The sequence below is a fragment of the Curtobacterium sp. MCBA15_009 genome, assembly GCF_001864895.1.
Lineage (GTDB): Bacteria > Actinomycetota > Actinomycetes > Actinomycetales > Microbacteriaceae > Curtobacterium.
This window is the reverse complement of record NZ_MJGO01000037.1, coordinates 564,628-581,843: the sequence shown is the minus strand read 5'-3', so window position 1 is coordinate 581,843 and position 17,216 is coordinate 564,628. Positions and strand designations below refer to the sequence as shown.

Below are 17,216 nucleotides of genomic sequence, written 5' to 3'. Positions count from 1 at the left end.
CGCCGCGGAACGCAGGATCCGACGGAATACCTGGACGATCCGACGACGGGCGGGTGATGATGGCGCGTGCTCATCGAAGACGGTTTCCCCGGCCAACGCCTCCGCGTCCTCCCCGCGCGGCGCGTGGCACAGGCGCTCACCCAGCCCGGGATCGCCCACCTGGTCGTGACCGACGCCGGCTACTTCCCGACCGCCCAGGCGCACGGCAAGGCCCGGCCCGCCGGCACCGAGCAGTGCGTCGTCCTGGTCTGCGTCCTCGGCGCCGGGCGCGTGCACGTCGGCGGCGCCGTGCACGAGGTCCGCCGCGGTCAGGTCGTCGTGCTGCCACCCGGCGTGCCCCACGCCTACGAAGCCGACGACCGTGACCCCTGGACCCTCTGGTGGGTGCACGTGCTCGGCCGCGACCTGGCGGAGTTCCTGCGGAGCAGCGGCATGACCGCCACCCAGCCCGTGCGCCAGCTGCGCGACGTCTACCGCCCGGTGTCCCTCATCGAGGAGATCGTCGGCGCGATGGAACGCGGCGACACCGACGCCAGCCTGCTCGCCGCCTCCGGCGCCGCCTGGCACCTGATGGCCCAGCTCTGCGCCGAGCAGGTCGCCGGCGCCACCGCCCTGCCCGTCGTCGACGCCGCCCGCGACTACATCGTCGCCAACCTCGCCGAGTCCGTCACCGTCGGCGGCCTCGCCGCGATGGCGCGGATGAGCCCGTCGCACTTCGCCGCGCAGTTCCGGCAGCGCGTCGGCACGAGCCCGATCAGGTTCCAGACCCAGGTCCGGATGGGCCGCGCACGGGAGCTCCTGGACACGACGACGCGGAGCGTCGAGTCCATCGCCGCCGAGGTCGGGTACGACGACCCCTTCTACTTCAGCAGGGTGTTCCGTGCGGTGCACGACGAGACGCCCACGGCGTACCGAGGGTCGCGGCGGGGGTGACGACGCCTCGACGTGGTCGTCACGACCCCGCGGCCCGCTGCACCTCCTCGTCGCCGGCCGCGCACCGCGAGAACGCCGCCGCGGCACCGGTGCGGACCCGTGCGAGCGTGCCGTCGGGCTGCTCCTCGAGCCTGAGCAGGCCCATCCGCCGCAGGTACGGGGTCTTCCGCACGCTCTCGGCGCGTTCCGCGACGAGTTCGGCGGGGAGCTCGAACTCCTCGACGTTCCTGCCGCCGGCCGCGTAGGACCAGTCCACGAAGTCGAACATCGGCCACCACGTGAAGCCCCGGACGTCGACGCCCTGCGCCACGAGTCCCTGCACCGCACCGGCTGCGTCCCGCACCCAGGCGGACCGCACCGCGTCGTCGCCCTCGATGGAGGTCTCGGTCACGAGGATCGGCAGCCCGTACCGCTGGTCGAAGCGCCGGACGGTCTCCTCGAGGCCGTCCGTCCACCGGTCGTGTGCGTGCTGCACGACCCGGCCCGCTTCGTGCACGAGCCGCCGGGGTGACAGGTCCGGGTAGTAGTTGACGCCGAGCAGGTCGATCGACACCGCGCCGTCGATCAGTGCCCGCAGCACCGGTGTCGTGGCGCCGTGGGAACGCAGCCAACCGTGGGCGGGGTGGTCGGCCGTGACGCGACCGAGGACGAGGTCGGTCGGCACGGTGCCGAGCGTCTCGAGCAGCTCGGCCTCCGCCCGGGTCTCGGCCGTGTCGTCGGCGGCTTCGACGAGGGTGCTCGCCTCGACGTGGACGACGACCGCCGCGGGGTTCGCGGCACGGACGGCCCGGACGGTGCGCTGGATGCCCGCGGCGATGCCGAGCACGACGCACGTCCACCCGTCCCAGCCGGTCAGGCCCGGAGGCCACACCCCGCGCAGTCCGGCGAACGAGGCCGTGGTGATGGGTTCGTTGAGCGGCGTGACGTGGTCGACGACGCCGGCGTACCGCGCGGCGAAGGCGCCGGCGAACTCGGCGATCGCATCGGGGTACCCCGGGTCGGCGAAGGAGTCGTCGAGCCAGGTGGGCGTGCCGTAGTGCACCAGGTCGGCGATCACGGTGACGCCGTCGGCCGCGGCGTGCGGGAGCCGTTCGTCGAGCACCGACCAGTCGAACTCCCCCGGTGCCGTGTGCACCCGGGGCCAGTCGACCCCGTAGCGCAGCGCTCGCGCGCCGAGTTCGCGCACGGTGTCCAGGTCCGCCCGCCAGGACGCGTCGTGGTCGGTGAGCGCGTGCTCGTCGAGCGGCGCCATCGCGAACCGGGCGGGTGGGTAGACGCAGGTGTCCTCGATGCCGAGCGCCCACGTGAACGTGCCGGGGGCGAAGGCGGACGGGCCGGTCACTTCAGCCCGGACGTCGCGACGCCGGCGACGAAGTACTTCTGCGCGAAGAAGAACCCGACGGCGATCGGCAGCAGCGAGATCACGGCCCCGGCGAGCAGGACGGCGTGGTCCGTCACGTGGGCTCCGCCGAAGAGCGTCAGCCCGGCCGGCAGGGTGAGCATGTCGTCCGAGGTGCTGATGACGAGCGGCCAGAGCAGGTCGTTCCACAGCGCCATGCCGTTGAGGACCGCCACGGTCGCGATCGCGGGCTTCGCCAGCGGCAGGATGACCTGCCAGTAGATCCGCCAGTGCCCGGCACCGTCGATGCGCGCGGCCTCGTCGAGCTCCGGGGGGATGTCGATGAAGAACTGTCGGAACAGGAAGATGCCGAAGGCCGAGGTGGCCCGCGGGATGATGAGCCCCTGGTAGGTGTTCAGCCAGCCGAGGTGGAACAGCTCCACGAAGACCGGGATGAGCGTCACCTGGAACGGCACCATGAGCGTCGCGATGACGAGCACGAACGCGACGTTCCGGCCGACGAACCGCATCCGCGCGAGCGCGTAGGCGCACATCGAGTCGAAGAGCAGCGTCAGCACGGTGGTCACGGCCGTGAACACGAACGAGTTGAGCAGGAGCCGCAGGAACGGCAGCTGCGACCACACGCCCTGGTACCCGTGCAGCGTGACGCTGGTCGGGAACAGCGTGGCGGGGTGGCCGAACAGGTCCGCCTCGGAGCGGAACGACCCGCTCACCATCCAGACGAACGGCACGAGCGCGAACACGAGTCCGATGCCGAGGTACACCCACTTCAGGACGGAGCCGGTGACGACGAGGCCGCTCCGGCGACCGTGTCGCCGCCGTCGGTGGTCGGTGGTCGGCCGGGAGGCACGGGTCGGCTCCGTCTCGGACGGTCGCCGGGTGAGCGCGTCAGTCGACATCGTCGTACCGGAAGAGTCGGAGTTGCAGGACGGAGATGAGCATGATGATCACGAAGAGGACCCAGGAGATCGCCGACGCGTAGCCGGTCTGGTAGTCGACGAAGCCGTCGCGGTAGAGCAGGTTCACGAGGGAGTCGGTGGCGAACACGGGGCCGCCGCCGGTCATGACGTAGACGAGGTCGAACACCTGGAACGACTGGATCGTCAGGATCATCGACGTGAAGAGCAGCGTCGGCCGGATGCTCGGCAGCGTGATCCGCCAGGTGGTCTGCCAGCGGTTCGCGCCGTCGAGCTCGGCGGCCTCGTAGCGTTCCGCCGGCACGCCCTTGAGCCCGGCGATGAACAGGATCATCGCGAAGCCGATGCTCTTCCACACCGAGACCAGGATCACGGTCGGCAGGGCGAGCGAGGTCGACTGCAGCCAGGCGACGCTCGGCAGCCCGAGCAGGGCGGTGATGCCGCCGACGAGCCCGATGTCGGGGTCGAGCAGGAACTTCCAGACCAGGCCGATGGTGACGAGCGACACGATCGTCGGGAAGAAGAACACCGACCGGACGATCCGGTTGAGCAGCGTGTCCCGCTGCAGCAGGAGCGCGGCGACGAAGCCGAGCACCACGAGCAGGACGACGGAGACGACCGTGTACTCGAGCGTGACGCGCAGGGCGTTCCAGAACTGCGGGTCGTGGGCGAGCTGCACGTAGTTGCCGAAGCCGACGAACTGCTGCGAGACCGCACCGACCGTCCAGTCGAAGAACGAGTAGTACAGCGAGCGCAGGATCGGGAAGACGACGAACACGCCGAGGATGAGCAGCGACGGGGCCATGAAGAGCCAGGCCGGCTGGAAGCGGCGCGCTCGGCGGCGGGTGGGGCGCGCCTCCCGACCGGGGTCGGAGGCGGGGGCCCCGGCACGCGCCGTGCGTGCCGGGGCCGACCCGGTGGTCTGGTCGGTCACTTGCTGCAACCGGTCAGGCCGTCGATGGTCTGCGCGGCTTCCTTCGTCGCGTCCGCGACGGAGGTGCCGCGGGTGATCTTGCCGATCATCGGGACGTAGGCGTCGGAGTCGACCTTGGTGGCGTCCGGCACGTGCGGCAGGTAGAGGCGGGCGTCCCCGACCTGGCTGGCGAAGACCGACACCGTCGGGTCGGCCTGCAGCTTCGCGTCGTCCGACAGGTCGGTGCGGAGCGGCGGGAAGCCGGTCTGCAGCGAGAACTTCTGCTGCGCGGTCTTCGACGTCCAGTACGCCAGGAACTGCTGCGCCTGCTCCGGGTACTTCGTCTTCGCCGAGATCGACAGCGGTGCGATCGAGCCGAGCGTCGACGACTTGCCGTCGACGCCGACCGGGACCTTCACGATGCCGAGGTCGATGCCGGCCGACTTGTACCCGGAGGCCGCCCACGGCCCGTTGATCTCCATCGCGGCCTTGCCGGCCGAGAACAGCGAGTCGGCCTCGGCGCCGGTGAGGCCGACCGGGCTCACCTTGTCCTTCGCGACCAGGTCGCCCCAGGTCTCGAGGCCCTGGCGCGATGCGCTCGTCTGCACCGCGCTGCAGCCCTTGCTCGTGACGATGTCGCCGCCCTCGAGCCACTGCAGGACCGGCCACATCTGGATCGTCTGGTTGTCGGCGAGCGCGATGCCGTACTTGCCCCCGGTGGTGAGCTGCTTCGCGTCGGCCGCCAGCTCCTGCACGGTCGTCGGCGGCTTCGCGATGCCGGCGTCCTCGAAGAGCTTCTTGTTGTAGTACAGGCTGAGCGTCGCGAAGTTGGCCGGGACGCCGTAGAGCTTGCCGTCGTAGGTGAACTCCTCGACGGTCCCCGGTGCGAACTCCGACGTGTTGATCTTGCCGTCGCCGCTGCCCGTCATCGTGATCGGCAGCACCGAGTTCGTCTTCACGTACTGCGCGACGGCGTTCGGGTCGCTCGACACCGCCGCGACGTCGGGACCCTGCCCGGTGAGCCAGGCCGACGGCAGCTTCTGCTGGATGGTGTCCCACGGCTGGACGGTCATGTCGACCGTGATCTTCGGATGGGTCTTCTCGAAGTCCTTGACGATCGTGGCGTAGCCGGGGCGGTCGCCACCGGTGAACCCGGTCCAGACCTTGAGGGTGACGGGACCGTCGGTGTCCGCGGACCCGCCGGCCGAGCAGCCGGTCAGGACGAGGGCGAGGGCGGCGGCACCGGAGACGACCGCGAGGGTCGTGCGTGCGTGCTTCATGGTCGAACGCTCCTTTGCGTTGCAGGTGGGTGCGCGGGTCGGTGTTCGGTGTCGATCGGCGCTGTGGTGGTGCGGGTTCGGGTCGTGCTGGTTCGGGTGGTGCTGTCGGGAGCGGCTCAGCCGGTCGGCTGCTCGCGGTCGTCGTCGCACCCGCAGGATCCGCGGAGGACGACCTCGACGGGCAGCTCGGTGTGCTGCCCGGTCGTGCTGGGGGTCCGGCGGTCGACGAGGTCGAAGAGGCGCTCGGTGGCGATGCGCCCCATCTCCTCGGCGGGCACGCGGACGGTGGTGATGCCGGGGGTCGTCACCCGGGCGAGGCCGAAGTCGTCGAAGCCGACGACCGAGACGTCCTCGGGGACGCGGATGCCCGCGCGACGCAGGACCCGGAGGCCCCCGACGGCCATGTCGTCGTTCGCGAAGACGATGCCGTCGTGGTCGGCCCCGCTCGCGAGGGCCTGTTCGACCGCCGCGGCACCGGAGGCCTCGGACAGGTCCCCCTCGACCACCGTGACGTCGGTCAGGCCGTGCTCGTCCGCCGCGCGGAGGAACCCGTCGCGACGGTCGATGCCGGTCTGGTGGTCGAGCGTGCCGGTGACGTGCAGCAACCGGCGGCGGCCGTGCACCGTGACCAGGTGCTCGACGAGTCGCTCGGTCGCCGCGACGTCGTCGATGCCGACGGAGACCGCCCGGTCGAGGTGCGGGTAGTTGCCGATGAGCACCACGGGCAGCCCGCTCGCGACGAGCGTCTGCACGTGGTCGTCGTCGATCGCGGCACTCGTGACGATCGCGCCGTCGGCCGTCCGCGACCGCATCACACGCTCGTACGCGACGCTGCCCGAGGACGTGTCGGCGTTCGTCGAGACGATCACCTGGGCGTCGTGCGCGTTCGCCGCGGTCGACATGCCGGTCAGGACGTGCATGAAGTACAGGTGGCCGAACACGTGGGTCGACGAGTTCGGCACGATGAGCGCCACGGCGTCGGCGCGCTGGCTGCGGAGCGCCCGACCGGCGGAGCTCGGCACGTACCCGAGCTCGTCGGCCGCCTGCTTGACGGCGGCCCGGGTCCGTTCGCTGATCCGCTCGTGGCCGGACAGCGCCATGCTCGCGGCGGCCGAGGTGACGCCGACCGCGGCGGCCACGTCCTTCAGGGTCACGGACTTCGGCACGAGCGCCTCCTCGGGTTGTTTTATCGATTAACCAGTCTGCACAGCATGCACCTGCTGAATCGATTGAGCAAGCGGTGCGTGTGGATCGGACAGGAGGCGCGTGGCGGGGCTGCCCCGCGCCTCCTGTCCGGTGGATCAGTTGAAGCGGAACACCTGCGGCGCCTGCCCGTTGCAGTCGTACAGCTGCAGGGCGGTGCCGTTCGCGGTGTTGCCCGACGGCACGTCGAGGCACCGGCCGGACTGCGGGTTCAGCACGGACCCGTTCGCCTGCGGCACCCACTGCTGTCCGCCGACGCCGTTGCACGTGTACAGCTCCAGGTGCGTGCCGTTCGCCGTCGCGTTGCCGTCGAGGTCCAGGCACCGGCCGAGCGTGCGGATGGTGTGGTCACCGGCGTCGTACGCCCACTGCTGGTCGGTCGTCTGCTCGTCGGTCAACAGGGTCTGGCAGTCGTACACCTGCACCTGCTGGCCGTTCTGCTGCAGGTCGTTGCCCGCCACGTCGACGCACTTGCCGCCGATGGTGCCGATGGGGACCGCGGCGACGAACCTCTGCGCGGCGTTGCCGTTGCAGTCGTAGAGCTGCAGCGCCGTGCCGTTCGCGGTGTTGCCCGACGGCACGTCGAGGCACCGGCCGGACTGCGGGTTCTTGATCGACCCGTCCGGCTGCACGATCCACTGCTGCCCGCCGACGCCGTTGCAGTCGTAGAGCTCGACGTGGGTGCCGTTCGCGGTCCCGTTGCCGTTCGCGTCGAGGCAGCGCCCCAGCGTGCTCAGCGTGTGGGTGCCGTAGACGCTGCCGAGCCAGTGCTGGTCCGCCGCCAGGGTCCGGCAGTCGTACAACTGCACGACCGCGGTGTTGCCGCCGGTGTCGTCACCGGCGACGTCGACGCACTTGCCGCCGAGGCCGGTGATGGACGCGCCGGGTCCCCCGCCGGTCGACACGCCCTGGTAGCCCTGCGCGACGATGTTCGCCTGCACCGCGCTGTCCGCGGCGTCGGTCGAGTACCCCGTGGTCATGACGCCCTCGAAGAACGACTGCGTGCCGCGGTTCGAGTTGTCGCCGCCGGCACCGAGCACGATCGAGCCCTCGAGCTTCATCGGCGTGTAGCCCTGGCCGTCGCCGTCCCGGTCTGTGGGCAGCGCGCCCTCGTACCACTTCGACAACGAACCGCCCTGCGCGTCCCCGCCCTTCAGCGCGAAGTTCGCGACGCCGTCGTTCTTGAGCAGCGCGGTGACGAACTTGCTCGAGTTGCCGGTGTTCGCCGTGGTGATCGCCGTCTTCCCCTCGTAGACGCCGTTCTCCAGGTCGGCCTGCACCCACGGACCGCGGCCCGCGCTGCCCTTGCCGTTCAGCATCGACAGGTTCAGGGCGTCCATGTGCCCCTTGCCGGTGTCCTGCGGCAGGGTCTCGACGTTGCCGAAGTCCGAGCAGCAGCCGTGGTTGACGTTGGTGCCGCTGGCGACCTCGTACATCGACTCCGGGCTGGCGCCGCGGGCGGTACCCTTCGCGACCGTGCTCGAGATGCGGTAGGCGACCTGCTGCGGCATGAAGACGCCGTAGGCCTTGTGCCCGGCGACCGTGATCGGCAGCGCCGCGGCGTCGGCGGCGTGGTTCGCCGGGCCCGCGTCCCCCGCCCCGGCGACCGTCAGGTCGTTGTGGTTGCTCGTCTGGTCGTAGATCTTCGGGATGGTGCACGTGGTGCCGGAGCAGAACGCGTCCTGCGTCGCGGCGTTCGCGTACCCGCCCGCGGCGAGCAGCCCGACGTTCGTGGTCGCGCCGTCCGAGGCGCGCTGCACCTGGTAGAGCGGGCCGTTGTACGCGGCGAAGAGCGCGCGGGTCGAGCTGTAGGCGGCGACGCACGACGTGCCGGCGCTGCCGTACGTGTCGCACGGGCCGTTCGTGGCTGCCGAGGCAGCGCCGGCGCCGAACGTCGTGGCGAACAGGCCGCCGGTGACGAGGGCGAGGGCGCCGAGCGCGGCGGCGAGGGGACGCCGCCTTCGTGTGAGTGGTCTGGAGTGCATGGTGAGCGGTTCCTTCCGAGCGTCGTTGCTTGCGGATGCGGTCGATCGCGAGGATGCTTAATCGATTAACCGCGACCAGGATAGCGCAGGTCCGGTCGGCGCAACAGTCCGATCGGGCACACGGCACCCACGGAGTTGACTGACCGTCCCGGCACGACCCCCGACAAGGAGCCTCCGATGCTGTCCCTCATCTACTCGAGCCTCGCCACCCGACACCTCGAGGACGACGACCTCGCCGCCCTGCTCACACAGAGCCGACGCGCGAACGCCGAGAACGACATCACCGGCGTCCTGCTCTTCCGCAACGGCTACTTCCTGCAGCTGCTCGAGGGGCCGGACCAGGCCGTCCGCGACAAGATGGCGACCATCAAGCACGACGACCGGCACACCAAGGTCTCCGTCCTGGTCGAGGAACTCGTCGAGGAACGACAGTTCCCGGAGTGGACGATGGGCTTCCCCGCCGAGGACTCCGACGTCGAGCATGCTCCGGGTTACCGGACCACCTTCGACGACCTCGACGCTGCCGGCGGCACCCAGGTGAGCTCGCTGCCGGCGCTGCGCGAGCTCATCCGGTGGTTCCGGCCGGCGGGGCGCTGAACCGCGGCACTGCTGCGGTGTCCGGAGGCGCCTGTCGGCGCGCCGCTTCTGCGGTGCCTACAGTCCGACGCTGCCCTGGGAGATCCCGCCGTCGATCGTGACCGTGGTGCTCGTCATGTAGGCGGCCTTGCCGGACGCCAGGAAGACGACGACCTCGGCGATCTCGTGCGGCTTCGCCGGGCGACCGAGCGGGATGGCATCGTCGAGCTGCTTGAGCTTCTGCGGGTCCGAGGTTGTCGCGGTGTTGATCGGGGTGTCGACCGCCCCCGGCGCGATGTTCACGATCCGGACGCCGTGCGGACCGAGCTCGACGCCGCCGCTCCGCGCCAGCATCCGCATGCCGCCCTTCGACACGCAGTACGCCAGGTTGCCGGGCATCGGCCAGTCCTCGTGCACGCTCGAGATGTTCAGGACGAGTCCACCGTCGCGCTGCGCGATGAACTGCTTCGCAGCGGCCTGGGTGCCGAAGAACGCGCTCTTCATGTTGACCGCCATGAGCTTGTCGTAGCCCTCCTCGGTTTCCTCGAGCAGCGACTTCCGGTCCTCCATGCCGGCGTTGTTCACCAGGACGTCGAGCGAGCCGAACGAGTCGACCGCCTTCTGCACCATGCGGTGCAGGTCGTCCGCCTTCGTGATGTCGGCGTCGACGCCGACCGCATGACCGCCGGCCTGCTCGATCCGCTGGATCAGCGACTCCGTCTCCTCGGGGTGGGCGACGTAGTCGATGACGATGTTCGCGCCCTCCGCGGCTGCGGCGAGGCAGATCTGCTCACCGATCCCGCTGTTCCCGCCGGTGACGACGATGGTCTTGCCTTCGAGCAGCATGCTTCCTCCTGGTGGGTTCCTGACGGCCACGATGCTCCTGGGGACCGGGGAGCGTCCGGTCAGCGGGCTGAGGCAGTGTGCAGGCGGGTCGGGCGGCGTATGGCCGGGGTGCCGACGCTGTGCGCAGTCGATCAGCGGACCCGTGGCGGAGGCCGCAACCGCCGCGGGCGCAATCTCGCATCCACCCCGCGCCAGGCCCGACTCCGTGGCCGGATGATCGGCTTCTTCGCGGTCTCGCCACTCCCGATCAGCTCGGGCATCGTGGGGAAGGGCGATCTCCAACTCGTGTTCCGGTCACTCCAGTTCAGCGGCCGTGATCCCCGGGCGTATCCGGGCAACGACCGCGAAGGAGCTCGGCGCCACCGCTGCTGCGTCCGCGCCGAGCTCCTCGATGATGTGACGCCGCGTCATCTGCTGTCGCCTCTCACCCGGTGTCGGGTGGACGAACGCTTCACACGAGGAGCAGCCGGCGAAGAGGCACGTCCGGGTACAGCGTGTGATCGATGCGCCAGGCGGAGCCGTTCCAAGTCCAAGCCCTGGTGACCGCCGTGGTGCGCCAGAGGCGCAACAGGTCCCCGACCGGGACGACCGGATAGTCGTCAACGAATCCGCTCGGATCGAAGACCAGCGCGCTCGTGGCGACGTCAGGGCCGTGTTCGATGATCTGCGCGACTGTGCCGTCGGTGACGAACGCCAGCCAGAACGTTCCTGGCCGGTGATCTGGATGGTCGGGGAGCGCACGTCGGGACCGTAGCATCGCCTCTCCTTCTGCGACCGCCGTGCTGAGCGGAAGGAAACGCGCGCCTGGGACGAACTCATCGCCGGGGTTCTGTCCGTCCCGCCATCGCCAGATCGAGGCGACCTCGGGAGGCAGCCGAGCCAGGCTGTGGTCGGTGGGTTCGAGACCTGGTCGCAAGCGCAAGGGGGACGAGGAGCTCGACGACACTCGTCGGGCGTACGCGTCGAGCTCCTCATCGTTGTTCATGCTGTTCAGTGTCCGTTGCAGATCTTGAGCGTGGCCACGGCAGATCCCCGTGGCGCTGGAGCCCACACGATGCCACGTTCGCTTCGGGGTGCCGTGTTGAGGTGGCACTTCGTCACGAAGCTGCCGTACTGGCCGCCTTGTGCACTGTTGTCCGTGCTGGTGATCGAGCGCAAGCTCGGGAGCGGGGATGCAGTGTTGCCGCCCTGCAGGGTGCTGTAGAGCGGGAACTCGTCACAGGAGTTTCCGGCGGGTTGGTTCTGACAGGCCGGCGACGACGAGTACCAGCTTCGAGGACTCGGGTTCTCTGCCGCTGGACGGTAGTCCTGGAGCACCCACGCGGGATGGGTCAGCATGGCGTCGATGTCGTGATTTGTAGCTTCATCGACGGCGTCTTCCTGCCCGGAGACGAAGATCGGACGGTTCTTGCATTCGTCGTAAGGGTTCTGCCCTGCCGCGGCGACGTAGGCGATGCACTGTTTTGCTGCGACCTGGGCGTCGCTGGGCGTGAGGTCCGGGTTCGTCCCGGTGAGTGCTGACGCGACGGCGCCGACTCGCCAGAAGCCTGGCAACTGCGCCGGCGGCTCTGGCGCCGATGGCGGGGCGGGGTTTGCCTGCTGCGTCCACGCGGGTGCAGTCGCCGTCTGCGTGCCATCGCCCACGTAGTAGATCGCCAGCGCGGACAGCGCTGCCGCACCGCCGGATGAACGGACGGCGAGGAGCACCGAACGGCTCGTGGCGCCACTGGCCTGCGCCGCACGAGTGCAAGCGATGTACTGGTCGGTGAGGGAGCTGCCGAGGTTGTGGGTGCCAGGCACGAATGCCAGGCCGTCGCAGAGCTGCGACGGTGCGATCGCGAGCAGCGACGCCGCGAGCGCTTCGGCGTCGAGCCCGTCGGAGAGCCGATGAACGGTCAAGCCCGCGGCGCCGACGGCGCTGGTCGGCTGCTGCGCGGAGGCGCGCACGGACGCAGCGCTACCACCGTTGAAGGCGCTGTTCGATGAGTACGAGTACTCGTCTCCCCCGCGGGTGTCACGGGCGGTCGCCTTCCAGGAGTCACCATTGCCTTCGACCCACATCTCGATGGCTGTGGTGCTGTTGCCGCTCTCGGACCATCCCCAGTCGGAGAGGTCGGAGGCGTTCGTGTCGTCGTAGTTGCCGGAACCGAAGATCGCGCTGTACTCAACCGCTGTCGCAAAGTTCCGCAGCGAGGACGATGTGACGGCGTCGTACGGGCCAGCGGCTTGTGCGGGTGATGTCCCGATGGTCAAGAGTGCCGCTGCGAGAGCGGTGGCAGCCGAAGCTGCGACAGTGGTTCGGAGAGTTCCCCTCAGTTTTCTCACGTCGCCACCCTGACAGGGCACACAGCATCGTCGCCGCCCCCCGTTCGGGGGTTCGCAACCAACAGGCGCAACCCCTTGGCAAAATCCATTTCCTACCACGTCGAGCGTGACCGAGAGGAGGAGCTACAGCACTGCTGGCGGCACCTCGATTCCCCATCCCCGCCGTGCACTGGAGGCGCCTGAGCCATAACCGACGCCAGCCGGCGGGGCCGCCGTTCGCATGGTCGTTCTCATCTGCTCAGTTGTGACTGTGGGCGGTGCGGGACGGGGCGCTTCGCCTTCGCAGACCGCGGTGGCTCCATTGCTCTGACCGGCAGGGACGTGCCCGTCAGGGCTCACGTCGAGGCGCGCGCGTCCTGCAGATCGCCATGTCGAGGTGATGGATCCTACGTGTCGATACCGCGCACGTAGGCCGACACATCCGCTCCCGAACGCAACACGCACGCCTTCAACCCGAACGCTTCGCCGCGCCCGGAAACGCCATCAGAGCGTCCGGGGTGCTTCAGCGCGCCCGAAAACAGCGGCGAACGCCGCCACAGTCACTTCCACGCCGTAGCAAGGCGTCCGACGAGCCCCTATCCGGCTACAGACCCCGCAGAAACGAGAAGAACCCCCGGCTGAAGTCGGGGGTTCTTCTCGTGAGCCGAGTTTCGCAAACCGTTGAGGTCAGAGACACAAACGGCCCTGTGGCGGTACCGGTGGGATTTGAACCCATCGCTGCGTGTTCGTGCCTTCACGGACGCGCCCCCGATCGCCGGATTCATGGGGAAGTTGCCGACGGGTCGGGCCAGTCGGAGCCGTTCCCGGACAGGTGGTGGTGCACCAAATTGCACCACAGCGCTGCTGGGGGACGCCCGCTCCCGAGAGCGGCGCGGAGACGAAGCACCCGCCCCCGGATGGGCGTCCGGATAGCGCCCCGCCATCGCGACTGTCTGCGGACCACCTATGTGAGACAGATGGTGAGCGCTGCGTGCGACCGCGATGACTCGTACGCCGGAGGACCGTCTACCGGACGCTGCTTCCGAGTCAGATTCCTACGAGCCGACCACTGCCGGCGATCCCCGCGCGGCGGCGGTCCGCGTCAGGCCGGCCCCTAGCTGCCGGCGGCAGTGTCCGGTTCGTCCGTCGGGCTCGCGGAAGGGGCTGACCGCCGTCGCGTGATTCGCTAGTTTCAACCGAGGGAGGCGGAGATGACGAGTCCAGGGTGGTTGGGGGCGGTCGGCTGCGCTCTGCTAGTGCTCCTCGTAGACGTGGCGATCTGGGGCGTTGTGTCGATCGCGACGAATGGAATGGGTCGGAACCACGCGGCTGGCATTCGATTGCCGTCACTGATGCACAGCGACGAGGCCTGGCGAGCCGGCCATCTTGCCGCGCGGAGAGTCATGCGGCCGTTCTTGATCGCGGCGGCGATCGTCGTGGTCGTGTCGATCCCAGCGCAACTGGCGCCAGCGCTCTACGTCGTGCTGCTCGGGCTTTCCCTCGCCTGCACGCTGGCCGCTCTCGGGGCAGGTGCGCTGTCCGCGTCCCAGGCTGCTCGCCGAATCACTCGGGACGGCTGATGACCTGAGCCTCCTCGACACCCGTTGCGCGCGCTCAGCGACCTCGTTGCGTGACGCGGGGCATCTGCCTAGAACTATCGGCACGCGAGAGCGCGGTCGCGTCGCACCGGACTCGGCGTGATCCATCAGGTACCGGGCGGACCGCTTCAACATTGCTCCGTCATTACGCAACGCCTGACGAGCGTCCTTCCCGATCGGTGGTCTTCGTCAGGGGTGTGAGTCGTCGGTCCCGGCGGCGGTCCACGTCTTCGAGCCGAGGACGATCGCGACATCACGCCCGCAGTCCTGGCAGGATGCTCGGCCACCGGCGCCGACAACGACGTGCCCGGCGGGGTGATCGCAGCGCGCCTCGTCGCTCGCACCGGTCACGGTGTGCTTCGGATTGTCGATCGAAGTGCACTGAGCAACAGGGCTGTGGGCACGCTGGGAAGGGTCAGAACAGCTGCTTCCATACTCCTAGCGTCTCATGACCAGGAGGAGCACTCCCGGGCCCCCGACGCTCGGTGCCGCACACGTCAGGTCGCTGCAGGCCACGGTAGCCGATCGGCTACCGGGCGGTTTTCGTCCGGACGAGCAAGGAGAGCCCGAACACGAGCACTCCCAAGCCGAACGGGGCGAGGACGACCAGGAACGGCGCCGCCGCTCCTTCAGCGGCCAGCATCATCGCGATCCAGAAGAACGCGATGATGCCGGTTGCCGCACTCACCGCCCCAAAAGCGATCGCTGCGCCCCATCGTGAAGCATCCGATGACAACGGGACGACCAGGAGAGTGCACACAAGTGCTCCGACCGTGCCCGGCACGATGCACGACCAGAAGGCTGCGTCCGCCGAAGCCCACTGGTCCGGGCCTGCCCCGGTCCAGTGAACGGGCACTCGAGAGGGAGGATCCGTCCACGCCAGGCGCACCGCAACCACCGAAGCCGGGGCGAGCCAGGACAGCATCGCTGCCACAAGGAGAGCAGCCCTCACGCGAACCCGCGGTTCTACGACGCCAGAACTCGACACCCTCCACGGTATCGCTGTGGAACGCGCCCGGTGAAGGATCGGCTACCGGACACTCCTAGGTTTGGGCTATGGGGATGAACTGGGATCAGCGGCTGGCAGTGATCATCGGAAGCACGGTGGCGATCGTCATGGGTCTCGGGATCGCCATCTCAGGAGCACTCGGCCTGTTCGGTGCTTGATCGAACTACCTCGCCAACCGATCGGCCATCGAGACGGCTGTAATGCCGGTCTGGCGTTCAGCTTGTGAAACTGTTGGGCGATGACGCTCCGACGCGACGTGAGATGTCGCTCCCGCTGATTCCGCTGAGCCCTGGGCGGTTCCTTGGTGCGTAGCGGTGATGGTGGGCTTGGAGGTGGTTCCCGTGGGCGTGTGGATCGTGATCGCGGTGGTGATTGTGCTGGTGTTGGTAGTCGTTGGGACGATGGGAGCTGCGCTCCTCGCTGCGGCTTCCGAAGCTGAGCGGGAGGGGTTTCTCGATGACTGAGCGGTGATCTCAGGCGGGTGTTCCGAGCCGGTAGCCGACACCGCGGATGGTGGTGATCAAGTCGCGGTCGGTCTTCCGGCGGATGTAGTGGACGTACGTGTCGACCGTGCCGAGCTGCTCACCGTTGTCGAACACCGCGGACAGCAGGTGCTGCCGGGTGAACGCCCGCGATGGCTCGCTGGTCAGCAGTCGCAGCAGGGCGGTCTCCTTCTCGGTCAGCATCACCCGTCCGGTGTAGGGGGAGGTGATGCTGTTGTCCTCCGGGTAGAACACCCACCCGCCGATCTCGACGCTGCTGCCGACCCCGGTGTAGTCGCGGGTGAGTGCCCGGAGCCGGGCGGTGAGCTCGTCGAAGTCGAACGGTTTGACGAGGTAGTCGTTCGCGCCGGCGTCCAACCCGGAGACACGGTCGTGGACCATGCCGAGGGCGGTGAGCATCAGCACGGGGGTGCTGATCCGTCGCTGCCGGAGTGCCGCAACGACCTCGGTGCCGTCGATTCCCGGGAGTCGACGGTCGATGACCATCACGTCGAAGTACTCCTCGGCGGCAGCCTCGAGCGCGGACTCCCCGTCCGTGCGGAGTGTCACGGTCCACTGTTCACCGAGCTCGTCCGCGACGAGCGGACCGAGCCGGGGGTCGTCTTCGACGAGGAGCAGTCGGGGCATCATCAGTGGGCCTTCCGGTCGTGTTCCGATGTGCTGGTCGCTGCGATCGGGAGGTGGAGCGCGAAGACCGTTCCGCTGCTGTCCGTGTGTTCGACGACTGCATCGCCGCCCGCTCTGAGGGCGATGTCGCGGACCAGCGCCAACCCGATGCCGTACCCGGTGCGGGTGGTCGTCGTCGCGGTGACGTCGACGGGGGTGCCGTGGGCGAAGCGGTCGAACACCCTTGCCGGCTCGATGCCGACGACGCCGGGACCGTTGTCCGTGACGCGGATCGTCACACGAGCCCTGTCGATCACCGCGGTGACACGCACTTGTCCGCCGGTTCGTGTGTGGCCGATGGCGTTGTCGGTCAGCGCGACCAGGCAGCGGCGCAGCTGCGTCTCGGACACCCCCACGCGCGCGTCGATCGGATCGATGTCGAGGTGCACGTTCCGGTCGGCCGCGAGCACGCTCATGTCGCGGTGCACCACGTCCATCGCCGCCCGGAGGTCGGCGGCACCGTTCGGTTCGCTGGATCCGGTAGCTGCGTCGAGGAGGTCGTTGACGATGTCGATCAGGACCTGCGTGTCACCGCGCAGCTCGTCGACGACCGGCCGCCGCAGGTCGTCCGCCGGGGTCATGCGCTGCAGACGTTGTACGCGGGCGTGGAGCACGGTCAGCGGGGTCCGGAGTTCGTGGCTAGCGTCGGCGACGAAGGTGCGCTGCATCCGGGCAGCTTCGGCGATCGGCCGCACTGCGCGGCGGGCGATCAGCCATGCGGCGACACCGGCGAGGACGATCGCGAGACCGCCGACACCGATCACCGCGATGCTGAGGTCGATGGTGTCGAGGTAGATGTGGATGTCGGTCGGCCCGGGGCGCTCGTGGAGTTGGTTCGGTGTCAGCTGCCACAGCACGTAGGCCACGACGAGGCCGATGATCGCGATCACCAGCGCGGCGGATACGACCGCGACCCGGAGGGCGATGCCGATCACGGACCGGCGGTACGCCAACCGGTCCGGATCGTTCTCCGAAGCAGACCGGAACGACCACCGGGTCACCGTGTCTGCGATAGATGACCGCCACCCAGCCGACATGTGACCCCTTCCCGACGAGCGGCACCGGAACGCGAGGGGGGATGCGTTCCGGTGTCGCCGTGTTGGCTCGATCCTGCCTCACTCAG

15 protein-coding genes are annotated in these 17,216 nt (G+C 69.1%); 3 read left to right on the top strand and 12 right to left on the bottom strand.

Annotated elements, in window-relative coordinates; all coding sequences use genetic code 11:
- The first annotated feature begins 66 nt into the window (after positions 1 to 66).
- Positions 67 to 933 (top strand): AraC family transcriptional regulator, encoded by an 867-nt coding sequence (locus BIU97_RS11210; protein WP_071258027.1) that lies wholly within the window; start codon positions 67 to 69, stop codon positions 931 to 933.
- A gap of 19 nt (positions 934 to 952) precedes the next feature.
- On the opposite strand, the gene BIU97_RS11205 is transcribed toward BIU97_RS11210, so the two are convergent.
- The 6 genes from BIU97_RS11205 to BIU97_RS11180 all read right to left on the bottom strand — a co-directional run bounded on the left by BIU97_RS11205 (position 953) and on the right by BIU97_RS11180 (position 8,591).
- Complete coding sequence (locus BIU97_RS11205; RefSeq protein WP_071297671.1) at positions 953 to 2,275, bottom strand: family 1 glycosylhydrolase; 1,323 nt, start codon at positions 2,273 to 2,275, stop codon at positions 953 to 955.
- A complete protein-coding gene (locus BIU97_RS11200) occupies positions 2,272 to 3,192 on the bottom strand; it encodes a carbohydrate ABC transporter permease (RefSeq protein ID WP_217640107.1) in 921 nt (306 codons plus the stop codon). The genes BIU97_RS11205 and BIU97_RS11200 overlap by 4 nt, the downstream gene beginning before the upstream one ends.
- Positions 3,182 to 4,144 (bottom strand): carbohydrate ABC transporter permease, encoded by a 963-nt coding sequence (locus BIU97_RS11195; RefSeq protein ID WP_071297670.1) that lies wholly within the window; start codon positions 4,142 to 4,144, stop codon positions 3,182 to 3,184. Before BIU97_RS11195 ends, BIU97_RS11200 begins: the two co-directional genes overlap by 11 nt.
- Positions 4,141 to 5,403 carry a sugar ABC transporter substrate-binding protein gene (locus BIU97_RS11190; RefSeq protein ID WP_071297669.1) on the bottom strand — a complete coding sequence of 421 codons (1,263 nt, stop codon included), beginning with the start codon at positions 5,401 to 5,403 and terminating at the stop codon, positions 4,141 to 4,143. The genes BIU97_RS11195 and BIU97_RS11190 overlap by 4 nt, the downstream gene beginning before the upstream one ends.
- A 116-nt stretch (positions 5,404 to 5,519) precedes the next feature.
- Entirely contained in the window at positions 5,520 to 6,569 is a 1,050-nt protein-coding gene (locus tag BIU97_RS11185; protein WP_071297668.1) for a LacI family DNA-binding transcriptional regulator, read from the bottom strand.
- A gap of 135 nt (positions 6,570 to 6,704) precedes the next feature.
- Complete coding sequence (locus BIU97_RS11180; protein WP_071297667.1) at positions 6,705 to 8,591, bottom strand: arabinofuranosidase catalytic domain-containing protein; 1,887 nt, start codon at positions 8,589 to 8,591, stop codon at positions 6,705 to 6,707.
- A gap of 177 nt (positions 8,592 to 8,768) precedes the next feature.
- On the opposite strand from BIU97_RS11180, the gene BIU97_RS11175 reads away from it, so the two are divergent.
- Complete coding sequence (locus tag BIU97_RS11175; protein ID WP_071297666.1) at positions 8,769 to 9,188, top strand: BLUF domain-containing protein; 420 nt, start codon at positions 8,769 to 8,771, stop codon at positions 9,186 to 9,188.
- A 57-nt stretch (positions 9,189 to 9,245) separates the two neighbouring features.
- Here the strand turns inward: BIU97_RS11175 and BIU97_RS11170 are convergent, their stop codons facing one another.
- The 3 genes from BIU97_RS11170 to BIU97_RS11160 form a co-directional block, all read right to left on the bottom strand.
- Entirely contained in the window at positions 9,246 to 10,013 is a 768-nt protein-coding gene (locus BIU97_RS11170; RefSeq protein WP_071297665.1) for an SDR family NAD(P)-dependent oxidoreductase, read from the bottom strand.
- A gap of 451 nt (positions 10,014 to 10,464) precedes the next feature.
- Positions 10,465 to 10,998, bottom strand: a complete 534-nt coding sequence (locus tag BIU97_RS17720) for a hypothetical protein (RefSeq protein WP_139196001.1) — start codon at positions 10,996 to 10,998, stop codon at positions 10,465 to 10,467.
- A gap of 5 nt (positions 10,999 to 11,003) precedes the next feature.
- Positions 11,004 to 12,266: a NucA/NucB deoxyribonuclease domain-containing protein gene (locus BIU97_RS11160; RefSeq protein WP_139196000.1), complete on the bottom strand. Its 1,263-nt coding sequence runs from the start codon at positions 12,264 to 12,266 to the stop codon at positions 11,004 to 11,006.
- A 1,322-nt stretch (positions 12,267 to 13,588) separates the two neighbouring features.
- Between BIU97_RS11160 and BIU97_RS17330 the strand changes: the two genes are divergently transcribed.
- Positions 13,589 to 13,897 carry an SdpI family protein gene (locus BIU97_RS17330; protein WP_175470250.1) on the top strand — a complete coding sequence of 103 codons (309 nt, stop codon included), beginning with the start codon at positions 13,589 to 13,591 and terminating at the stop codon, positions 13,895 to 13,897.
- Between the two features lie 547 nt (positions 13,898 to 14,444).
- Here BIU97_RS17330 and BIU97_RS18090 read toward each other — a convergent pair.
- The 3 genes from BIU97_RS18090 to BIU97_RS11145 form a co-directional block, all read right to left on the bottom strand.
- The gene (locus tag BIU97_RS18090; protein WP_175470249.1) at positions 14,445 to 14,603 is read right to left on the bottom strand and encodes a hypothetical protein; all 159 of its coding nucleotides are present in this window, start codon (positions 14,601 to 14,603) and stop codon (positions 14,445 to 14,447) included.
- Positions 14,604 to 15,397: 794 nt separating this feature from the next.
- Positions 15,398 to 16,057: a response regulator transcription factor gene (locus BIU97_RS11150; RefSeq protein ID WP_071297662.1), complete on the bottom strand. Its 660-nt coding sequence runs from the start codon at positions 16,055 to 16,057 to the stop codon at positions 15,398 to 15,400.
- A complete protein-coding gene (locus tag BIU97_RS11145) occupies positions 16,057 to 17,028 on the bottom strand; it encodes a sensor histidine kinase (protein WP_175470248.1) in 972 nt (323 codons plus the stop codon). Before BIU97_RS11145 ends, BIU97_RS11150 begins: the two co-directional genes overlap by 1 nt.
- Between the last annotated feature and the right edge of the window lie 188 nt (positions 17,029 to 17,216).

Bases quoted from the DNA above. Each gene is read 5' to 3' on its own strand.
- BIU97_RS17720 (WP_139196001.1), bottom strand. From the start codon at position 10,998: ATGAACAACGATGAGGAGCTCGACGCGTACGCCCGACGAGTGTCGTCG.
- BIU97_RS11200 (WP_217640107.1), bottom strand. From the start codon at position 3,192: ATGTCGACTGACGCGCTCACCCGGCGACCGTCCGAGACGGAGCCGACC.
- BIU97_RS11150 (WP_071297662.1), bottom strand. From the start codon at position 16,057: ATGATGCCCCGACTGCTCCTCGTCGAAGACGACCCCCGGCTCGGTCCG.
- BIU97_RS11190 (WP_071297669.1), bottom strand. From the start codon at position 5,403: ATGAAGCACGCACGCACGACCCTCGCGGTCGTCTCCGGTGCCGCCGCC.
- BIU97_RS11170 (WP_071297665.1), bottom strand. From the start codon at position 10,013: ATGCTGCTCGAAGGCAAGACCATCGTCGTCACCGGCGGGAACAGCGGG.
- BIU97_RS11175 (WP_071297666.1), top strand. From the start codon at position 8,769: ATGCTGTCCCTCATCTACTCGAGCCTCGCCACCCGACACCTCGAGGAC.
- BIU97_RS11180 (WP_071297667.1), bottom strand. From the start codon at position 8,591: ATGCACTCCAGACCACTCACACGAAGGCGGCGTCCCCTCGCCGCCGCG.